The sequence below is a fragment of the Nitrospira sp. Vd2 genome (assembly GCF_979581665.1).
The window spans coordinates 208,020-226,332 of the sequence record NZ_CEFZSK010000033.1 but is presented as its reverse complement, the minus strand read 5'-3'; the positions used below and the strand labels follow the sequence as shown (position 1 = coordinate 226,332).

The following is an 18,313-nucleotide window of genomic DNA, read 5'->3' as shown; positions in this document are numbered from 1 at the left end:
ACACCACCAATGCACAACTTATTCCACGTACTTCAGAGACAGGACACTAGTGTCCATTGATGAAGGCAGCGCGACCAAACGCGTCACGATCGGGTTCGGCTCGGGAGCCTCTCATTTGACGACCACGGTTGAAGGCTTTCAGGTGACGAATCAAGGGCTCCGCAAACTGGGATCGGGCACTCTTGAGTCCGGTGGAGGCAAGACGCCGGGCGGGGCCGTCGGGGTGGCGGGACTTATTATCACCGGCAATCCCGTCGGCCTGGTCGTGAGCGGCGGGATGAAAGCCTACGGGGAGCTGAGCGGGAGCGCCAAGCTCGAGGGGCGGGCCAAGGCCACGGCGAAAGAGATTGCGGACCAGATCAAACCCAAATTTCAGCAGCAGGGATGGATCCCGTGATCGAACGGACCTGGAGTGTTACCGGTCAATCTGCGTGATCTTCGACCCTTGTAGGCCCAGCCCAGCCATGAGGCCTTTCTGATTAAAGATGAACGCGTAAATTTCGTCGCGGGCGGTCGTAGTCGTGAACGTCCCGGCTTTGCCCGCATCCACGACGACAATGCTCGGGCCCACCCCGAGCTCCCACCCGTTGCTGCGCTCGAGATACGACAGGGCGGACTCACTCATGAACAGGAGCGCGTAGCCGTAGACCTGCGCGCCGGCTTGCAGGCCATAAGAGGCGGCCGTCGAGGTGTAGTAGCCGACCGTGTGCCCGTTCACGCGCAACGCCCCTTCACCGTATTGCGCTCCCACGAGGAAGCCGGCTTTGACGATGTTGGGGAACACGAGCATGGCCTTGGCATGCTGCATGAGCCACCGAGACTCCGGTGTCTTGTTCCACAGTTTACTGATCGTCTCGTCCACGTCCCGATCGATCTCCTCGGCGGACGCGCCGAACGCGATCGCGGGATGGGAATGCGGAAGCACGGTCCCGGCAACCGCGAGCGTCAAAGGAAGCAAGGCGACGGCGCAGCATCTCCGTGACAGCGATATCCAATACATTGGCTTGTTACCGTACATGAACGTTCCCCTTCTGCTCTTGAGTCCTTGTAACCGTCCTACGTTCCGTCACCATTGATGGACGATGATTGTGGAAGGCGGAACACATTCTTGACCCCCACTCGCTCAGAGCACAGCTGTCAGTTTTGACAGTTCCTATTGGAGGTAAGGAGATCTCATGATAGCGGCGTGGGTCGGCCGTCGATCCGACGTTCCGCTTCATGACGCTGGATCACGACGGCAAAATCCGCATGGATTGCTCGAGTCCCTACGCCATGGCCGGCTTGGTGACGCTGAAAGATCGGTTCGATATCGCGTTTGGGAACGATGCCGACTCGGACCGCCACGGGATCGTGACGCGATCACTGGGGTTGATGAACCCGAACCAGTACCTCGCCGTCGCGATTCGGTATCTGCTCGGACATCGCCCGGCGTGGCCCCGCACGGCCTGGGTGGGCAAAACGGTTGTGAGCAGCAGCCTGATCGATCGCGTCGTCGAGGGATTGGGTCGCCGGCTACGCGAGGTCCCCGTCGGGTTCAAGTGGTTCGCGCCCGGTCTCCTCGACGGCTCGTGCTGCTTCGGCGGTGAAGAGAGCGCGGGGGCGAGTTTCTTGCGCCGCGATGGGACGGTCTGGACGACCGACAAGGACGGCCTGCTGCTCGGGCTGCTCGCCGCGGGGATCACGGCGCGGACTGGCAAAGATCCTGGTGAACACTATCGCGAGCTTCAAGCGCAGTTCGGGACGCCGTACTACCGGCGCATTGATGCGCCGGCCACGCCGGAGCAGAAGCAAGGATTGGCGAAGCTGTCACCTGACGACGTGACCGCGACGTCGCTGGCCGGGTACCCGATCGTTAGCCGGCTGACCCACGCGAGCGGTGCCCCGATCGGTGGGCTCAAGATCGTGACGGCGAAAGGCTGGTGTGCGGCGCGACCGTCCGGCACGGAGAACATTTACAAGCTCTATGCCGAGAGCTTCCTGAGTGACTCGCACCTCGCGGCGATCATCGAGGAGGCGCAACAGATCATCAATCATGCATTACGCGAGAGTGAGTCCACGGCCCGACCAGCGTAACTCCGGTACCGTCCTGACTGAACGATGCCACCAGCGAGGAGATCATGATCGCAACTATCGAGAAGCATCTGGGCGAGAAAACCGAATATCTTTTGAATTTCAAATCGCCGAAGATCCCGCAGGAGCAGCTTCACCTTCCGGGGCCTGATTTCGTCGATCGCATCTTCACGCCGACCAATCGGAACAACCGCGTCCTGGGAAGCCTCCAGCGACTGTTCCGGCATGGCGCCCTGTGCGATACCGGTTATCTGTCGATCCTGCCGGTTGATCAAGGGATCGAACATTCCACGGGCGGGAGCTTCGCCAAAAATCCGTCGTACTTCGATCCCGAGTCCATCGTTCGACTGGCCCTCGAGGGCGGTTGCAATGCGGTCGCGTCGACGTTCGGCGTGCTCGGCATGACCTCCCGAAAGTACGCGCACAAGATTCCGTTCATCGTGAAGGTGAACCACAACGAGCTCCTGACCTATCCGAACAAGTTCGATCAAGTCCTCTTCGGTACGGTGAAACAGGCCGTCGACATGGGGGCCGCTGCGGTCGGGGCGACGATTTATTTTGGCGCGCCGGAGAGCACGCGGCAGATCACCGACATCAGCGAGATGTTCGCGCAAGCGCACGATGCCGGGCTGGCGACGGTACTTTGGTGCTATCTGCGCAATCCCGCCTTCAAAAAGGACGTGGACTACCATGTTGCCGCTGATCTCACAGGACAAGCCAATCATCTCGGTGCGACGATCGAGGCCGACATCATCAAGCAAAAGCTTCCCGAAACGAACGGCGGGTATCGCGCGCTGAACATCGGCAGCTCCGCCTACGGCAAGTTCGACGAGAGCATCTATACCGATCTCGCCTCCGAGCACCCGATCGATCTGTGTCGGTATCAAGTGGCCAACTGCTACATGGGCCGCGCGGGGCTGATCAATAGTGGCGGCGCCGCCGGCAAGAACGATTTTCACGATGCGGTCGTCACGGCGGTCATCAATAAGCGGGCGGGCGGGATGGGCCTCATTTCCGGGCGCAAGGCCTTCCAGCGTCCGATGAAAGAGGGGATCGCCCTACTGAACGCGGTGCAGGACGTCTATCTCTCGAAGGAGACGGTGGCGTGACGCTGACGACGGCGAGAAAACGCGTCTCGTGATTCAGAACCGTCGGGCGGAAAGCTCTACACGATCTGGCGCCGTTCAGTCGTAGCAGGAATCGATCTGAAACGAAAGCTATGGAAAGCGCGGTCCTGTACGATCGCCTGCAATTTGCCCTCACGGCCACGTTCCACTATCTCTTTCCCCAACTGACCATGGGCCTCGCCTTGCTGCTCCTCTACCTTCGGACACGAGCGCTCGTGACCGGCGATGCCCATTACCATGAGGTGGCGACATTCTGGACGAAGATCTTTGCGGTCAGTTTCGCGTTCGGCGTCGTGACCGGCATCCCGTTGGAATTTCAGTTCGGGACGAATTGGGCGCAATTCTCCAACTTTGCCGGCGGTGTCATCGGGCAGACGCTCGCGATGGAGGGCATCTTCGCCTTCTTCCTCGAGTCATCGTTCCTGGGCATTCTGTTGTACGGAGCGGAGCGCTTCAGCGCGTTCGTTCAGTGGACGGCCACGTTGATGCTGTTTCTCGGCTCCTGGCTGTCCGGCTATTTCATTCTGGCGACGAATGCATGGATGCAGCATCCAGTCGCCTATTCCGTGGCCGAAGACGGTCGCCTGTTCGTGAACAGTTTGGACGGCCTGCTGACGAATCCGTGGCTGGTCTGGCAATACACGCATACCATGACTGCGGCGATCGTCACCGCATCATGCGTCATGGCCGCGCTCGGCGCCTTCTATTTGCTGTCCGGCCAGTGGACGGCTCATGCCAAGACCTTTCTCCGGACCGGAGTCGTAGCCGGGGCGATCGGCTGCATGCTCCTCATTTTTCCGACGGGCGACGGCAACGCCAAGCAAGTGTTCGAGTATCAGCCGGTGAAGGGCGCCGCCTTTGAAGGATTGTTCCGCACGGAACGGAGAGCGGGCCTCTTGCTCATCGGGCAGCCGAACATGGAAACGATGACCATTGATAACCCGTTGGTGCTGCCCGGCATCCTCAGTCTTCTGGTGTATGAAGAACTGTACGCACAGGTGAAAGGCCTTGATGCCTTCCCGCGCGAGAGCTGGCCGGACAACGTTCCGTTGCTCTACTACGCTTACCATGTCATGGCCGGGCTGGGAACGATGTTGGCGGCCGTGACGGGCCTGTCCCTCGTGCTGCTCTGGCGCGGTCGGCTGTTCACGATGCCCTGGATGCTGTGGACCATCATGCTGAGCGCTCCCTTCCCGTATATTGCGACGACGGCGGGGTGGATGACGGCGGAGCTTGGACGCCAACCCTGGCTGGTCTACGGCTTGATGCGTACCACGGAAGGCGCATCGCCGCTCGTGCACTCCGGCAACGCGCTGTTCACTCTGCTTGGCTTTCTTTCGCTGTATCTGTTGCTCGGGGTGTTGTTCGTGTTCCTGGTCTTCCAAACAATCGCGCACGGCCCGAGGCCGACCGACCACCGGGCGGCATTCCGGCTGGCCGCCTAGGCAGGATGTTGAAAAAGGCCGCCAGCTTCGTTCTCGCGTCACTCGGAGGCTCAACGTACAGAAAGAGTACGCTTCGCCTCCTCCTTTGCTGCGGCCTTGCTGGACGGCCTTTTTGAACATCCTGCATGGTTGTCTCTACTCATGTTGCATCTTGAAGCATTGTTGCCTCTGAACTCCTGGAAATCGTTTTTCAAAATCCTGGTAGTCCATTAAGAGAAAGCCGTTGCCGTGGAGACTTTCTGGTACACCGTGGTCACCGTGATGCTGGCGACCTACGTAGTACTCGATGGCTTCGACTTCGGTGTCGGCATCATCTATCCGTTCGTGGCGCGAACCGAGCAGGAACGACGAGCCGTGTTAGCCGCGATCGGTCCCCTTGGAACGGCAATGAAGTCTGGCTGCTGGCGAGCGGCGGGGTCCTGTTCTTTGCGTTTCCCAAAGCCTATGCGGCGGGGTTCAGTGGGTTCTACCTGCCGCTGATGATCGTGCTGTGGCTCTTGATGTTCCGAGGGCTCGCGTTGGAGCTTCGAGCTCATGTGGAACATCATCTCTGGCGGCAGTGGTGGGACGCGGCCTTTTTCGGCGCAAGTCTCGTGCTGGCCATTGTCTTCGGTGCCGCACTGGGGAATCTGATCCGCGGCGTGCCGCTGAATCCCTCCGGCTATTTTTTCGTTCCACTGTGGACGGACTTTTCAACCGGCCCGATCCCGGGCGTCCTCGATTGGTACACGATCGTGACAGGCGTCGCGAGCGCGGCGATCTTGGCCTTACATGGCGCAAACTATCTCGCCGTGAAAACGGACGGCAAACTCTACGAGCGGGCCGTCGTCGCCGCGAAACGAGCGGGGTGGCTCGCGCTTGACACCGCCGTGTTCGTCAGGCTTGGGATCACGGTGGTCCAACCCAGCTTTCGGCTCAATTACCTGGCGCATCCCGTCGGCTATGTCCTTCCCGTCGGCGGAGCCATCGCCCTCGCCGCGACCTTGGTGCTTCGTCGGCGGGCACGCGACGGTGGAGCGTTGGTGGCGTCCGTTTTCTTCATCATCGCCATGCTGGGCAGCATCACCAACCCGGCGAATAGTCTCACGATCTTTAATGCCACCGCGGGCGAGTATGGCCTGCGCGTCGGGCTCGTGTGGTTTTTGATCGGGTTCCCGCTCGTCCTCGCCTATCAGGTGTATGCGCATCGCGCCTTTTGGGGAAAGGTGCCGATGCACTGACCGACGCCGCACATCAGGGCACTCACATCGCGAAGAAAGGGACAGTATGCAACTGGGAATGATTGGACTCGGCCGAATGGGCGCGAACATGGCCCGGCGTCTGCTGAGGGCCGGCCACGAGTGTGTCGTCTACGACAGGTCGCCGAAGGCCGTGGAGGATCTCGCCGAAGAGAAGGCGGCGGGCAGCTCATCGATCGGTGATCTTATAAAGCAGCTGAAGAAGCCGAGAGCGGTCTGGCTCATGGTGCCGGCGGCTGTTGTGGACCGTACCATCGCCGACCTGCTGCCCCACCTCGAGGCGGGCGATATCGTGATCGACGGCGGCAACTCCTACTACGTGGATGACATCCGACGGGCCGCAGACCTTAGGCAGAAGGGCGTTCACTACGTGGACGTGGGCACGAGCGGAGGCGTCTGGGGGCTCGAGAGGGGCTACTGCCTGATGATTGGAGGGGGCGCGCAAATCGTCACGCATCTCGATCCCATTTTTGCGGCGCTCGCGCCGGGGAGGGAGGCGGCACCCCGCCTGCCGGGACGGGAGACGGTGAACAGTACCGCGGAGCAGGGCTACCTGCACTGTGGGCCAAGCGGTGCCGGGCACTTCGTCAAGATGATCCACAACGGGATCGAATACGGTGTGATGGCGGCGTACGCCGAAGGATTGGGCGTGTTGCGGGCTGCCAACATCGGCAAGGACGACCACGCCAGCGATGCCGAAACGACTCCGTTGCGCGATCCGGAGCACTATCGGTATGACTTCAATTTGCCGGACATTGCCGAGGTCTGGCGGCGCGGAAGTGTGATCGCGTCGTGGCTGCTGGATTTGACCGCGTCGGCCTTGCTCAAGGACCCGGGCCTCTCCCAGTTTGCGGGCCGCGTCTCCGATTCGGGCGAAGGGCGGTGGACGATCAAGGCCGCAATCGACGAGGCTGTGCCGGTGCCGGTCCTCACGACGGCGCTCTATGAACGATTCAGTTCGCGTGGCGAGGCCGACTTTCAGGACAAGCTGCTGTCGGCCATGCGCTATGAATTCGGCGGCCATCTGGAACGAGGGGCGACATGAGGAGCGACAATGAACCTTCCCCGTTCGGACGCCCTGGTCTTCTTCGGCGCGACGGGCGATCTCGCCTACAAGAAAATCTTTCCGTCGCTGCACGCGATGGTCAGACGCGGCCATCTCGATGTGCCGGTCATCGGGGTCGCCAAGGCCGGCTGGACGCTCGATCAGCTTCGAGTGCGGGCACGTGAGAGCGTTCAACAACACGGTGGCGCCACAGACGCATTCGACAAGCTGTCGGGATTGCTTCGCTACGTCGATGGCGACTATCGAGATCCCTCGACCTATCCATTGATCCGCACCGCGCTCGGCTCCGCGGAGCGGCCAGCGTACTATCTCGCCATCCCACCCATGCTGTTCGGTGTGGTGGTGGAGCACCTAGCCGGCTCCGGCTGCACCGACGGCGCACGCGTCATCGTCGAAAAGCCGTTCGGGATGGATCTCGCCTCCGCGCAAGCGCTCAATCGAATCTTATACGGCGCCTTTCAGGAGTCGGCGATCTTCCGCATCGACCATTACCTTGGGAAGCGGCCGGTTCACAACATGCTCTTCTTCCGCTTCACCAACTCCCTGCTGGAGTCCTTTTGGAACCGGACGCACGTCGAGAGCGTGCAAATCACCATGGCGGAACGCTTCGGAGTCCAGGGGCGAGGCGCGTTTTACGATCAAACGGGGACCGTTCGGGACGTGATTCAGAATCACCTCTTCCAGGTCCTGAGCAATCTCGCCATGGAGCCCCCCGTCCAGACGGACAGCGAATCAATCCGTGATGAAAAGGTGAAGGTGTTGAAGGCCATTCCGGCACTCGAGGAGGGGAACGTGATCCGAGGGCAGTTCCGAGGCTACCGCCAAGAAAAAGGTGTGGCGCCGAATTCACAGATAGAGACGTTTGCAGCAGTGCGGCTCGAGGTGAACTCGTGGCGATGGCAAGGGGTTCCGTTCTATATCCGAGCCGGAAAGTCGCTGCCTGTCACGTGCACGGAGATCGTGGTCCGGTTGCTCCGGCCGCCGACCGTCTTCCCGACGTGCTGCCCAACGTCCAACTATTTCCGATTCCGCATCAGTCCGGATGTCACCGGCGCCTTTGGCCTGACGGTCATGGACCCGGAGGACAACATGATCGGTCAGCAGGTGGAACTGCTGGCGAGCCGCCATCCCGGCGCGGATGAAATGGATGCCTACGAGCGGGTGCTCGGCGATGCGATCGCCGGCGACCGTACCCTGTTCGCCCGGGAGGACTATGTGGAAGAGGCGTGGCGAATCGTCGATCCGGTGTTGAAGAAGGCGACGGCGCTCTACGAATACGAACCCCATACATGGGGGCCGCGCGAAGTGGATCAGGCGGTCTCTCCCGCCGGAGGCTGGCAGAACCCCATCGTGACCGCCTAGGTCCCGCAACACAGCGTGTCACGGTCCGCCCGTACGCTGATGACGCCCGCTTTGAATGCTCGTACGCGGCTGTGACCTTCCGCTCTCGAGTCAGTACCCGGAAGCACCCTGGCTTTGAGCATGCGTTCCTACGCTCGGTGTATGTTCACGCCGAAGAGCACTGGCAGTCGTGGTCGCGTGATCGTGAAACGCGTCGCCGCTCTCATCGTCACGGAACTGTGTGTCTGTCTGGTGCTGTTCGCGTGGGCGTTGGCCGATGACGAGATAGATCCCGGCAAGTGGTCGCTCTCCACACTGAACACTGACTGGGAAGGCGTGCGCAACTCATTGGCCGGCAACGGTGTGACGATCGATCTCAGAATGACCCAGATCGGACAGGCCGTGGTGAGCGGTGGCAAGGACACCGGCTCGGCATACGCCGGTCATGCGCTGGGCATTCTCACCGTCGATACCGGCATGCTGGGATGGTGGCGCGGTGGGAGCTTGGTGATAGAAGTTGAGGGGAACTGGGGCAATAGTGTCAATCGCAAGACGGGCTCGCTGATGCCGGTGAACAGCAATCGGCTCTATCCCGTGCCGGACCGAAATGCTGTTGCCATTCCGGCGCTCAACTACACGCAGTCGCTGTCTCCCTATATCGCTCTGTCAGTCGGCAAAATCGACACGACGCTTGGTGATGCGAATGAGTTTGCGTACGGCAACGGCAAAGGAGAAATTCAGTTTTTCAACCTGGCTTTCAACGCCAACCCCGTCACGATCTTGACGACTCCCTACTCCACACTCGGGGCCGGCATTACCGTGATGCCCACTAAGGATCCCCGAGCGGCGGTGTTCTCTCTGACCGCCTACGACCCGGCGGGGAAGGCCAACAGTACCAATTTTGATACGGTGTTCAAGGGCAACACGGCCTATAACTTCGAGGGGCGGGTCAGGACGGACTTGTTCGGCCTCACGGGCCATCAACTCTTGGGCGCCATCTATTCGACACAGGAATTTACATCGCTCAGTCAGAACGTTCGCCTCGTGATCCAGACGCAGTCCATCGAGCGCAAGGATAATTCCTGGAGCTTCTATTACAACTTCGATCAATATCTCTACGAACCCAGGAAGGGATCGGGGCAAGGTGTCGGAGTGTTCGCACGCTATGGCCTCTCCGATGGAAACCCCAACCCGGTGCACAGCTTCTATAGTGGAGGAATCGGAGGCAACGGAATCATTCCAGGCCGGCCACGAGACAGCTTCGGCATTGGCTATTACTTTGTGAACATCAGTCCCCCCAAGTTGACGGGACCGTCCGGTACCAGGGAGTTGGGAAGGAACGAGCAGGGCGTCGAGCTGTTCTACAACCTCGCCCTCGCGCCCGGGATCCGCCTTGCGCCGGATGTCCAAGTGATCTGGCCCGGCCAGAAGCAGGTCGTGACGACAGGGAAAGACATCACGACCGTGACGTTCATCGGAGTTCGCCTCCAGTGTACATTTTGATGGCGTCCGGCCACGATGGCTTGAGGCCATGCCAAAAAGCATTGAATCTCCGAACCGGCACCCGTGCTGAATCTTTTCTTCGATGCCTGTCACTTTTGACAGTGGCTCACTTGCCCGTCTTCCCATAAGTAAGGATTGCCCTGCATCGTCGGTGGCCGGGGGGCGCGCTAAATTCACAGGAACGAAGTGAAAGGAGATGCGCTATGAGCATCGTCATGACCGTTGTGCTCGGATCGCTGTTGTTTGTGACACAAGCCATGGCACAGGAGATGGGCGGGAACGCTACTGCGGCGACCGAGGGAACGGTCGACACGAACATGGAAATTGTCCTGCAAAAGGTCAAGGCCGACAAGAAGCTGCTCGTCGCGAGCAACATGGACTTGAGCGATGCCGAAGGCAAGAAGTTCTGGCCGCTCTACGACGCGTATCAGAAGGAATTGGAGCAGATCAATCGCCGGCTCGGCAGGGGAATCAAAGAATACGCAGACGCGTTCAATCAGGGAAACGGCAATATCTCCAATGATACCGCCAAGAAGCTGGTGAGCGAGGTGTTATCCCTGGAAGAAGCGGAAGTAAAACTCAAGCGAGCCTATGCCGACAAGATTGGGAAAGTCCTGCCGGCGACCAAGACGGCGCGCTATATCCAGATCGAGAATAAGATTCGCGCCTTTCTCAAGGCCGAGCTGGCTCAGGAAATCCCGTTGATCCAGTAAGGGAGAATCCATGCCTTCGGACAGATGACAGCCCGGTCGTTACGCTTGCCCCGGAACCGTACGAGAGCCTTTCTGTGGCGATGATCTTCTACTGCTCGCACAACCAAAGGATCAGTGCCAAGGAGAGAAGGTCATGAGCGCGACCCGCGCGATCCTCGGAATGTTGTGTGGAACGATTGTGGTGATGACCGGATGCACCAGCTACTACGAGGTCAAGGATCCGGCAGGCGCGAAGGTGTACTACACGACCCATATCGATAAGACCAAGGCTGGCGCGATCACGTTTGAAGACGAGAAGACCGACAGCGTGGTGACGCTGCAGTCATCGGAGATTAAGGAGATTTCTGAAGAGGAGTTCAACACAGCGGTGCGCGCGCCCGACAGCGGAGCGAGCCAGTAACCATGCCTGATGCTGGCACGCCACATCGGCCTTCGGGACGTCGGCTCTCGAGTCGCGATGGCGAGGACCGCTTTGCCGGCCGTACGGAATCACCGCTGCGCCAGTCAAGGAGGAGGTGCCGCCAGTACTTCGTTCGCTTCCCGGTCAGTGAGATTCTTCGACTCAGCGCAAGCGTGACAGAGAAAGGGACCGAGTGGCGAGGGCGAAAAGAGTTCGATCTCCTCCGTCCCGCATTCGCTGCAGGTCACGATGCAGTGGATCAGTCCGCGGTAAGATCGGGCGACACGACACGTCATGGTCAGCCTTCCTTTGTGAGGGCGATCCATCAAGGAACGCTCGTGGGATGTTCGGGACTGACACGGAACCGATAACGCGCGCCTGTACCTGGCCATCGAGACATCGCCGAATTGTCTCTGTTCGATCTCGTCCCCCAACTGCCACGGCGATTATTGCCGCAATCCTTGTACGTCAAACATGACAAGAACGGCCGACACCGCATCATCAGCGACATGAAGCTGGAACCCACCGCGGCTTTCAGCATATCCTTACTCTTTTGCAAAGAAGAACTGTCAGAAATGACAGTCCCCAGAGCAGAGTCGCGTGGTGTTCATTACGGGTTACTCTCACGATCTGGATCGGATGCCGTCTCTGTCCAAACCATATCGCAGCAATTACCAGGAGATTGTCGAATATCGGCCGCGGAGATTCCTCGTGATCCTCGGCATCGCGGCGGTGACGGCCTTGAGCCTACCGAATCAGGCAGCCTCCGAGCCCGATGCGTACCGAGTTTCAAAAGGAACCATTGAAATCGGCGTCATGACTGGATTCTGGCAGGCCACGACAGTCGTGGGAGACGCGCCGTCGGCAAACCGCAGTGCGATCTTTGTCCTTCCCCGCGTAGGTCTGATCGTGACCGATACGGTGGGTACGAACTGGTGGCGCGGGAATCTCGAATTGATGCTCGAGCCGGTGTATGCGCGCTTCACTCAGCCGTTCACGGCGGACTTGGCCGGGGCCTCCCTGCTCGCCAAATACAACTTTCTCGTGTCTCGAAGATGGATGCCGTTCGTCGATGCTGGCGGAGGCCTCGTCTGGACCGATCTCGCGCCTCGAATCCCGGAGGAGAGCATTCAGATGGAGTTTCTCTTGCAAGCGGGACTCGGCGTGCACTATTTCGCGACGGATACCGTGACGCTGACTGCCGGCGTTCGCTTTTCTCACATCTCGAACGCCGGTCTGGGGGAACGAAACACAGGCCTCAATGCCGTCATGCCGTATGTCGGGTTGTCATTCTTTTTGTGGCGCTGAATCTGTTTATGGCAAGCTTGCGGCCATCTCTCGCATGCCGGCGGGCTCACCCGAAATGACGCCGTGGATCGGCTTTACAATCGGCTTCATTGATACACGCCGCGATGCGACGCGGCCGGCGTGAGGCTGTTGCCTCGCGATCGGCAATTTCCTCTCATCGGCGGCTCTTCATCAACGGGACGTCCTGATCTCAAGCAGCTTCTCGCCGTTGGAGGGTACGGCACTACGGCTGATGGCGTTCATGAGCTTGCCTCGAATCTGCTGCACGTGTCGGAGTCCCTCTCGATAAACCGTTTCCTCGACATTCAACAGTTGGGCGAGCGGACCATCTTCGCTTTGCAACGCAGCCCGCACTTCTGTCACATCATGCGTCGTGTCTCTGACCTGTTCGCCAAGTTTTTGCAAAAGCTCATGTTGTTGCACCAAACGACGTTGGAACTCAGACAGGTGCGACGCCGTTTCTTCTTGCAGGGTCACAAGCCTCTTTATTTGCGACGCGTATTGTTCGTCGTCTCGTTTCTTAACCTGCTCCAATTGCTGAATGCGGCTTTCAAGGGCATGTCTGGTCGCCAGCAGCGACGTGTTCATCGTGGCCTTGGCGGCCTCCAGTTCTTTACTGGTGGCGCAGGCCGTGAGCGATGCCAGAGCAAGAGGCAGCATCATGGACGCGATCCTCATAGCACCCCTCCTTTCTCGGGCGGTGAAAAGCGTCTTTGGTGTGGGGCTGATTGAAGGGAACGGGCGTCATCGGCCGGAGTAACAGCCCAGACAGATGGAGGACCGGCATGAGCGGATTGCAATGGCCTTAAAGGCAACCGCGGTTCCTTCATGCGTTCCCCCGGTGTGCCGGTATTTGGCCTCACATGTGACAGGTTGTGAACTGCCATTTCTAACAGCTCCACGACTCGGCCTTGCCGGCCGTTGATCGAATTTCCTGCTTCGACGAGACCAGCCGATGGTAAGCGAGGCCTGAGGCCGCACTTTCACGATCTAACATCGGGCGTTTCTCATTCGGCTGCTATACTTTCTTCGTCCCATGCAGAAACTACCGGCTCATTCTCTACGCGGCCTCGCGCTCCTCTGTGGTCTATGTGTATTGGCAAGCGAAGACGCGTGGCGCGTCAAAGCAACGATGGCGGGGACGTGGGTGTGTTCGCGTCCAGGGCAGAGCGATCTCTATACCGACCGCGGCGGGCCGGGATGTCGAGAATTGGGCGACGTCGAGAACTATTCGTCGCTCCAGGTGTCCCCGAATCCGGTCGCGACCCCACCGGCCGCTGCTACGTCTCGGCCCGTTCCTCCGAGCACCCCTGCCGAGGAGTTCCGACCTCGCTCCACCATCGCCCCATCGTTTGCGGAGGTGTCGCTCTCCTTTCCCGTGCTGGCGGTGACACAGCCGACTCCCGGCGTGATCACCGGATCCTGGAACGGCCATCTGGCGTATCTCACGGTCGGATACCTCACTCAAGGGAACGGACCGGAAATTCTCACAGATGGAAACCTCAGGCGCGTAGCACTCGCCTCGCTCCACACGGCTGTGGCCGCAGCAGCGAGAGCTGTCGGGTACGATGCCAGATACCTTCGGGTGCGTTTGTTGATTCCGACACCGGTTGATGGACCGAGTGCCGGCTCCATGTATGCCGTGGCGATCGCGTCCGCTCTGCTCGGCGATCCGATTCGTCCCGACGTCTGCATGTCGGGGACGATCGAACCGACGTTGGAGATCAAGCCCGTGGGGCGACTGGCCGATAAGATGAACGCGTGTCGTACGCTCAAGAAAACCGTGATGATCGTGCCGGACGGGTTGGATAACAGCCATTTGAGCTTCAACGGGGCCGAGCGTGGAATCCACGTCGTGGAAGTCCATACGCTGGCTGAGGCCTATGCGGCCGCGACCGGTCACGTACTGCGGCAGATGCCGTCATTCTAAACGAGGAGGAAGATGATCATGCGCAACGACTCGGAGCGTAGGCGGAGCAGGACGGTCGGCAGGCAGATTCGATGGGCAGGCCTCGTTGTGATGACTGTGATTCTCCTAGGCGGTCTTTCGTGGGCGACGGACGCGCTGAAGATTCAGTCGCTGGTGGAGAATCCCGAATCGTACAAGATGAAGCTTGTGCGAGTCGAAGGTACGGTGGTCGGCCACCAGATGAATCATTTCATCGGCAGCGTGACCAAGCTCGAAAAGTGTACGCAACGTTTTTTGGTGAAGGATGAAACGGGGATGATTCCGGCCGTGTACACGACGTTGTGCCCCACGGGAGCCATCATCCTTCACAATGGGGATCACGTGGCGATCGAGGCCCATTTTAACGGCGTGCTCGAGGTTCGGTCATTGAGCAAAGAGTAGAATGACCGAGCAAGCTGCGTTCCGTGACCTCGGGGTTTCCTTACTGCTCGACGCACCGTGAGAAGCAAGAGACCCAGTAGAGGCTCAGCTCCCTCCTAGCCGCACTCCTACAGCAAGCGCCGCATGTCGGGAACAAGGTCGGCTCCGCCGTTCGATCGGCCGGACGTCGCCGCGTCGATCCCGGCCCGCAGCACCGGTTTCGCTTCTTCTCTTCTGCCGAGGGTGAGTAGGGCGCGACCAAGTGCGAGGTGAGAGGCCACGTGGACCGGATCGAGTTGAATCGCGACTCGCAGGTGCTCGACGGCTTCCTCCAGGTTTCCTCCCTCCTGCAGCAGTTTGTTCCCCAGTCCGTAACGTCCAAGAAAACCCTTGGGGTTCTTGGCGACCATCTGCCGAAACGCCTCCACATCCATAGCTCCTCCATTCATCCAGGCGCCGCATCTTAGCATGGTGCGCCTGACGACGGCGCCCCTGCGACTCCGCGGCTCGCGCGAGGACTCCTGTTAGAATGAGCCCCGTCTTCCGGAGGGTTGGTCGGCTTGTCTACAATCGGAGAGAAAAAGATGAATCAACGGCGGGTGGTGATCATCGGCGGTGGATTCGGCGGACTGACCGCGGCGCAGGCGCTCGCCGGGGCCAAGGCCGACGTCGTGTTGGTGGACCGGACCAATCATCATGTCTTCCAGCCCTTGCTCTACCAGGTCGCAACGGCGGCATTGGCGCCGACCGACATCGCGACCCCGCTTCGCACCATTCTCCGTCGCCGTGTCCGCGTGCTGCTCAATGAAGCCATCGCGGTCGATCGTGCGAGCCGAACCGTTCGCCTCCAGGAGGGCGCGCTCCCTTTTGATTGTCTGGTCCTCGCCCCTGGATCACGTCACTCCTATTTCGGCCATGACGAGTGGGAGCGCGTGGCGCCGGGGCTCAAGACCTTGGCCGACGCCGTGCGGATTCGCGAACGCACCTTGCTGGCGTTCGAGCATGCCGAGCGCGTACCGAAGGTCGCCGCTAGGCGCTACCTGACGTTCGTGATCGTCGGCGGAGGCCCGACGGGGGTCGAAGTCGCCGGCGCCATTGCCGAGATTGCGCGCCGCTCGATTCTGCCGGATTTTCCCTTGATCGAGTCCAGCGATATTCGTGTCGTGCTGCTGGAGGCAGGAGATCGAATTTTGCCGGCATTCGAGCCACGCCTGTCGGCCGATGCCAAGCAGGTGCTGGAGGAGCTGGGCGTGGAGGTCCGGCTCCGAACGCGAGTGACCGAGGTGGCGGACTGGGGCGTCTCGATCGGGAGCGAGCGGATCGAGAGCGCCAATGTCATTTGGGCCGCCGGCAATGAAGCGTCGCCGCTCCTTCGCTCCCTTGGCGTCCCCATGGACAAGCAAGGGCGGGTCGAGGTCGGCCCCGATCTCTCGATCCCTGGCGATCCATGGATATTCGTCATCGGCGATGGCGCGCGTGCGGGGGGTCCCAACGGTGAGCCACTCCCGGCCCTCGCGCCCGTCGCCATGCAGCAGGGCCGGTATGTGGCCAGGCTGATACGAGAGGGAGCCGCTACCCAGTCACGCCGGCCGTTCGTCTATCATGATCGCGGAATGCTGGCGACAATCGGCAAGGCGCACGCCGTCGCGCAAATCGGCCCCATCCGCACCGTCGGGGTCCTTGCGTGGCTGCTGTGGTCGGTCGTCCATATTTTCTTCTTGATCGGGTTTCGCAATCGCGTTCGCGTCATGTTCGAATGGGCGTGGTACTACCTCACGCGCCATCCGGCCGCGCGACTGATCGTCGGCCCGCGGACGGGTAGCGACCCGCACGCGACGCACGCGGATGAATGCTGAAGTAGGCCCGACTCGTCCTCCGCCATGACGGACCCGCCCGTGGACGATCCGATCAGGCGCTTTTCCGCGGATCGTATGTGCGCATGTGAGATGCCACGAGCGCGTGACGTTGTTGCGGCAGGTGGAAGCGCCGGCGGAGCTTCGTGGACAGCAGTAAGCCGACGGCGATGGCTAAGCAGCCGATCCCCAAGACGACGTGGATGTCAAAGGTCACTGTCACCCTCTCTTCTTCGTGATCCGATGACCGGGCTCGCTCAAGCGTTGTAGGCAATCATCCTACTCGCCGCACGAGAAAAGTGAAGTCGGACAACTATGGGAGTAGAACAACGTACATCGCGCGGGCGCTGAGACAACCGTGCGCTCACGCAACTGAGAACGAGCACACACGAGGGAAGGTTTCTGATGTGGCGTCACGGAACGAGATGGAGCTGTGTGATGATTGTCCTCTCGCTCGGCCTCGGCTCTGCCTTCTTTACCGGCTGTGATCGGTCCCCGCGAACGGTCTCCGTGACGGTGGAGGACTACCGATTTACACCAGACCGGATTCACGTGAAGGCCACAACGCCTCTGCTCCTCTCGGTCTACAACGCCGGCCGGGAGGAACATGAGTTTGCCAGTCCCATTCTCGGTTATGGGGTCAATCGGTCCATCAACGCCTCCGATGGCGGTTCACGTTCCCTGCCTATCAGCCTACGGCCGGGCCAGTCACTCACGGTTCTCGTTGCTCCGCCACCCGGCACCTACCTCTATGTTTGTCCCCGGAAGGGCCATCACGGGATGAGCGGCATGATCATCGTCGAATAACGCTTCCGTCCGCCTTGATGGTTCGGCTTGCCGTCGCGTCTGGCAACCGGTATCCAACGCGCTGGCGCGTTGCTTCTGGCAGCGCCACTCGTTCCACGTGGTTGTCCATAGTGAAATGAAGCCATGGCACTGGTCGGCGTCAGCGTCATCATGCCAATTTTCAATGCTGAGCGATTTCTCGCGGAGACGATCGACAGCGCCTTGTCGCAGACGTACCGAAGCGTGGAGGTGATTGCCGTCGATGATGGATCGACGGACGGGTCACCGCGCGTGCTTGCAGACTACCACGCTCAAATCCGCATCATTTGACAGTCCAACGCCGGGCAGAGCGCGGCGCGAAACGCCGGCGCGCAGATTGCGAGAGGGCGTTATCTGGCCTTTCTCGATAGTGATGATCTGTGGTATCCCGACAAGCTGCGGCGAGAGATGGCGATCTTCGAGCGGCGACCGCAAGCCGTGCTGGTCCATTCGGACGCCGATTGGATGGACGAAGCCGGAAGGGTCTATCGACGAGGGATGACGCAGCGGCAGCGCGCGAACGACCGCTCGCGCCTGACGCATCTCACGGGTCAGGACGTGTCGTTCATTCTGCCGTCCGCCATGGTCGTGCGTCGGGAGGCGTTCGAGCTGATCGGCGGCTTTGATCCGGCCCTGCATAGCGCGGAGGATCTGGACTTGCCGATGCGATTGCGAGCGCTCGGCGAGATCGTGTTCCTACGGGAGGCCGGTCTTGCCTATCGTGTCCATGATAAAAGTCTCACGCGAAATGGCGGGCGAACGCGTTTCGTCAGCGGAGAGCGCTTGTGTCGGAAGCTCGCCGCGAGATTTGCGAACGATCCGGCAAAGGCCCTGGAGGTGGAACGCGTCTTCGCGGAGCACTATCGAATCTGGGCGCGCGATTACTTCAGCCAGGGGCGGCTACGCGAAGCAGTTCCGCTGTGGCTGCGGGCGGCCGCGCATGAACTGAAAAGGTTGCGTCGCTTCACCGTGGTGGCCCGCCCGCAGATTCGCACCCGTCAGGGTGACGATGCGCGAGCGCCGGCGGCACGGTCCATTCCCGCGACGCCGTTTGAGGAGCAAGACGCACACACGCTCCTCTAACGGCTTGCCCAC

The 18,313-nt window shown here is 60.4% G+C and carries 17 protein-coding genes and 3 pseudogenes; 16 read left to right on the top strand and 4 right to left on the bottom strand.

Going from position 1 to position 18,313, the window contains the following annotated elements; genetic code table 11:
• Nucleotides 1-397, top strand: a 397-nt coding sequence (locus AC1U7K_RS13280; protein WP_480251885.1) for a DUF4410 domain-containing protein, incomplete at its 5' end; no start/stop codon positions are given.
• Nucleotides 398-415: 18 nt separating this feature from the next.
• On the opposite strand, the gene AC1U7K_RS13275 is transcribed toward AC1U7K_RS13280, so the two are convergent.
• Nucleotides 416-1,018 (bottom strand): lipid-binding SYLF domain-containing protein, encoded by a 603-nt coding sequence (locus AC1U7K_RS13275; protein ID WP_480251884.1) that lies wholly within the window; start codon nucleotides 1,016-1,018, stop codon nucleotides 416-418.
• A 179-nt stretch (nucleotides 1,019-1,197) separates the two neighbouring features.
• Between AC1U7K_RS13275 and AC1U7K_RS13270 the strand changes: the two are divergent.
• From AC1U7K_RS13270 to AC1U7K_RS13225, 10 genes and pseudogenes are all read left to right on the top strand, one after another.
• A pseudogene (locus AC1U7K_RS13270) lies at nucleotides 1,198-2,073 on the top strand (phosphohexomutase domain-containing protein); the annotation flags it as partial.
• A 44-nt stretch (nucleotides 2,074-2,117) separates the two neighbouring features.
• Nucleotides 2,118-3,179, top strand: a complete 1,062-nt coding sequence (locus AC1U7K_RS13265; RefSeq protein ID WP_480251882.1) for a class I fructose-bisphosphate aldolase — start codon at nucleotides 2,118-2,120, stop codon at nucleotides 3,177-3,179.
• Between the two features lie 110 nt (nucleotides 3,180-3,289).
• On the top strand, nucleotides 3,290-4,642 hold the full coding sequence (locus AC1U7K_RS13260) for a cytochrome ubiquinol oxidase subunit I (RefSeq protein WP_480251881.1): 1,353 nt from the start codon (nucleotides 3,290-3,292) through the stop codon (nucleotides 4,640-4,642).
• 261 nt (nucleotides 4,643-4,903) lie between these two features.
• A pseudogene (cydB, locus tag AC1U7K_RS13255) lies at nucleotides 4,904-5,862 on the top strand (cytochrome d ubiquinol oxidase subunit II).
• Entirely contained in the window at nucleotides 5,822-6,925 is a 1,104-nt protein-coding gene (gene gnd, locus AC1U7K_RS13250; RefSeq protein WP_480251880.1) for a phosphogluconate dehydrogenase (NAD(+)-dependent, decarboxylating), read from the top strand. Before cydB ends, gnd begins: the two are co-directional and overlap by 41 nt.
• 9 nt (nucleotides 6,926-6,934) lie before the next feature.
• Nucleotides 6,935-8,308: a glucose-6-phosphate dehydrogenase gene (zwf, locus tag AC1U7K_RS13245; protein ID WP_480251879.1), complete on the top strand. Its 1,374-nt coding sequence runs from the start codon at nucleotides 6,935-6,937 to the stop codon at nucleotides 8,306-8,308.
• Between the two features lie 177 nt (nucleotides 8,309-8,485).
• Nucleotides 8,486-9,790, top strand: a complete 1,305-nt coding sequence (locus tag AC1U7K_RS13240) for a carbohydrate porin (protein ID WP_480251878.1) — start codon at nucleotides 8,486-8,488, stop codon at nucleotides 9,788-9,790.
• A 203-nt stretch (nucleotides 9,791-9,993) separates the two neighbouring features.
• On the top strand, nucleotides 9,994-10,503 hold the full coding sequence (locus AC1U7K_RS13235; protein ID WP_480251877.1) for a hypothetical protein: 510 nt from the start codon (nucleotides 9,994-9,996) through the stop codon (nucleotides 10,501-10,503).
• A 133-nt stretch (nucleotides 10,504-10,636) separates the two neighbouring features.
• Nucleotides 10,637-10,903 (top strand): hypothetical protein, encoded by a 267-nt coding sequence (locus AC1U7K_RS13230; protein ID WP_480251875.1) that lies wholly within the window; start codon nucleotides 10,637-10,639, stop codon nucleotides 10,901-10,903.
• A gap of 600 nt (nucleotides 10,904-11,503) precedes the next feature.
• Entirely contained in the window at nucleotides 11,504-12,211 is a 708-nt protein-coding gene (locus AC1U7K_RS13225; protein WP_480251874.1) for an acyloxyacyl hydrolase, read from the top strand.
• Nucleotides 12,212-12,382: 171 nt separating this feature from the next.
• Here AC1U7K_RS13225 and AC1U7K_RS13220 read toward each other — a convergent pair whose 3' ends face one another.
• Nucleotides 12,383-12,889, bottom strand: coding sequence for a hypothetical protein (locus tag AC1U7K_RS13220; RefSeq protein ID WP_480251873.1), 507 nt, complete (start codon nucleotides 12,887-12,889; stop codon nucleotides 12,383-12,385).
• Between the two features lie 469 nt (nucleotides 12,890-13,358).
• On the opposite strand from AC1U7K_RS13220, the gene AC1U7K_RS13215 reads away from it, so the two are divergent.
• Together AC1U7K_RS13215 and AC1U7K_RS13210 are read left to right on the top strand one after the other, a co-directional pair.
• The gene (locus AC1U7K_RS13215) at nucleotides 13,359-14,141 is read left to right on the top strand and encodes a S16 family serine protease (protein WP_480251872.1); all 783 of its coding nucleotides are present in this window, start codon (nucleotides 13,359-13,361) and stop codon (nucleotides 14,139-14,141) included.
• 90 nt (nucleotides 14,142-14,231) lie between these two features.
• Nucleotides 14,232-14,561, top strand: coding sequence for a hypothetical protein (locus AC1U7K_RS13210; RefSeq protein WP_480251871.1), 330 nt, complete (start codon nucleotides 14,232-14,234; stop codon nucleotides 14,559-14,561).
• A gap of 107 nt (nucleotides 14,562-14,668) precedes the next feature.
• Here AC1U7K_RS13210 and AC1U7K_RS13205 read toward each other — a convergent pair whose 3' ends face one another.
• On the bottom strand, nucleotides 14,669-14,974 hold the full coding sequence (locus AC1U7K_RS13205; RefSeq protein WP_480251870.1) for a tetratricopeptide repeat protein: 306 nt from the start codon (nucleotides 14,972-14,974) through the stop codon (nucleotides 14,669-14,671).
• Nucleotides 14,975-15,124: 150 nt separating this feature from the next.
• Here AC1U7K_RS13205 and AC1U7K_RS13200 point away from each other — a divergent pair, with 150 nt between their 5' ends.
• Entirely contained in the window at nucleotides 15,125-16,396 is a 1,272-nt protein-coding gene (locus AC1U7K_RS13200; RefSeq protein ID WP_480251869.1) for an NAD(P)/FAD-dependent oxidoreductase, read from the top strand.
• A gap of 52 nt (nucleotides 16,397-16,448) precedes the next feature.
• On the opposite strand, the gene AC1U7K_RS13195 is transcribed toward AC1U7K_RS13200, so the two are convergent.
• A complete protein-coding gene (locus tag AC1U7K_RS13195) occupies nucleotides 16,449-16,616 on the bottom strand; it encodes a hypothetical protein (RefSeq protein WP_480251868.1) in 168 nt (55 codons plus the stop codon).
• A 215-nt stretch (nucleotides 16,617-16,831) separates the two neighbouring features.
• Here AC1U7K_RS13195 and AC1U7K_RS13190 point away from each other — a divergent pair, with 215 nt between their 5' ends.
• Nucleotides 16,832-17,200 (top strand): cupredoxin domain-containing protein, encoded by a 369-nt coding sequence (locus AC1U7K_RS13190; RefSeq protein ID WP_480251867.1) that lies wholly within the window; start codon nucleotides 16,832-16,834, stop codon nucleotides 17,198-17,200.
• Between the two features lie 123 nt (nucleotides 17,201-17,323).
• Nucleotides 17,324-18,301, top strand: a pseudogene (locus AC1U7K_RS13185) (glycosyltransferase).
• Nucleotides 18,302-18,313 lie beyond the last annotated feature (12 nt).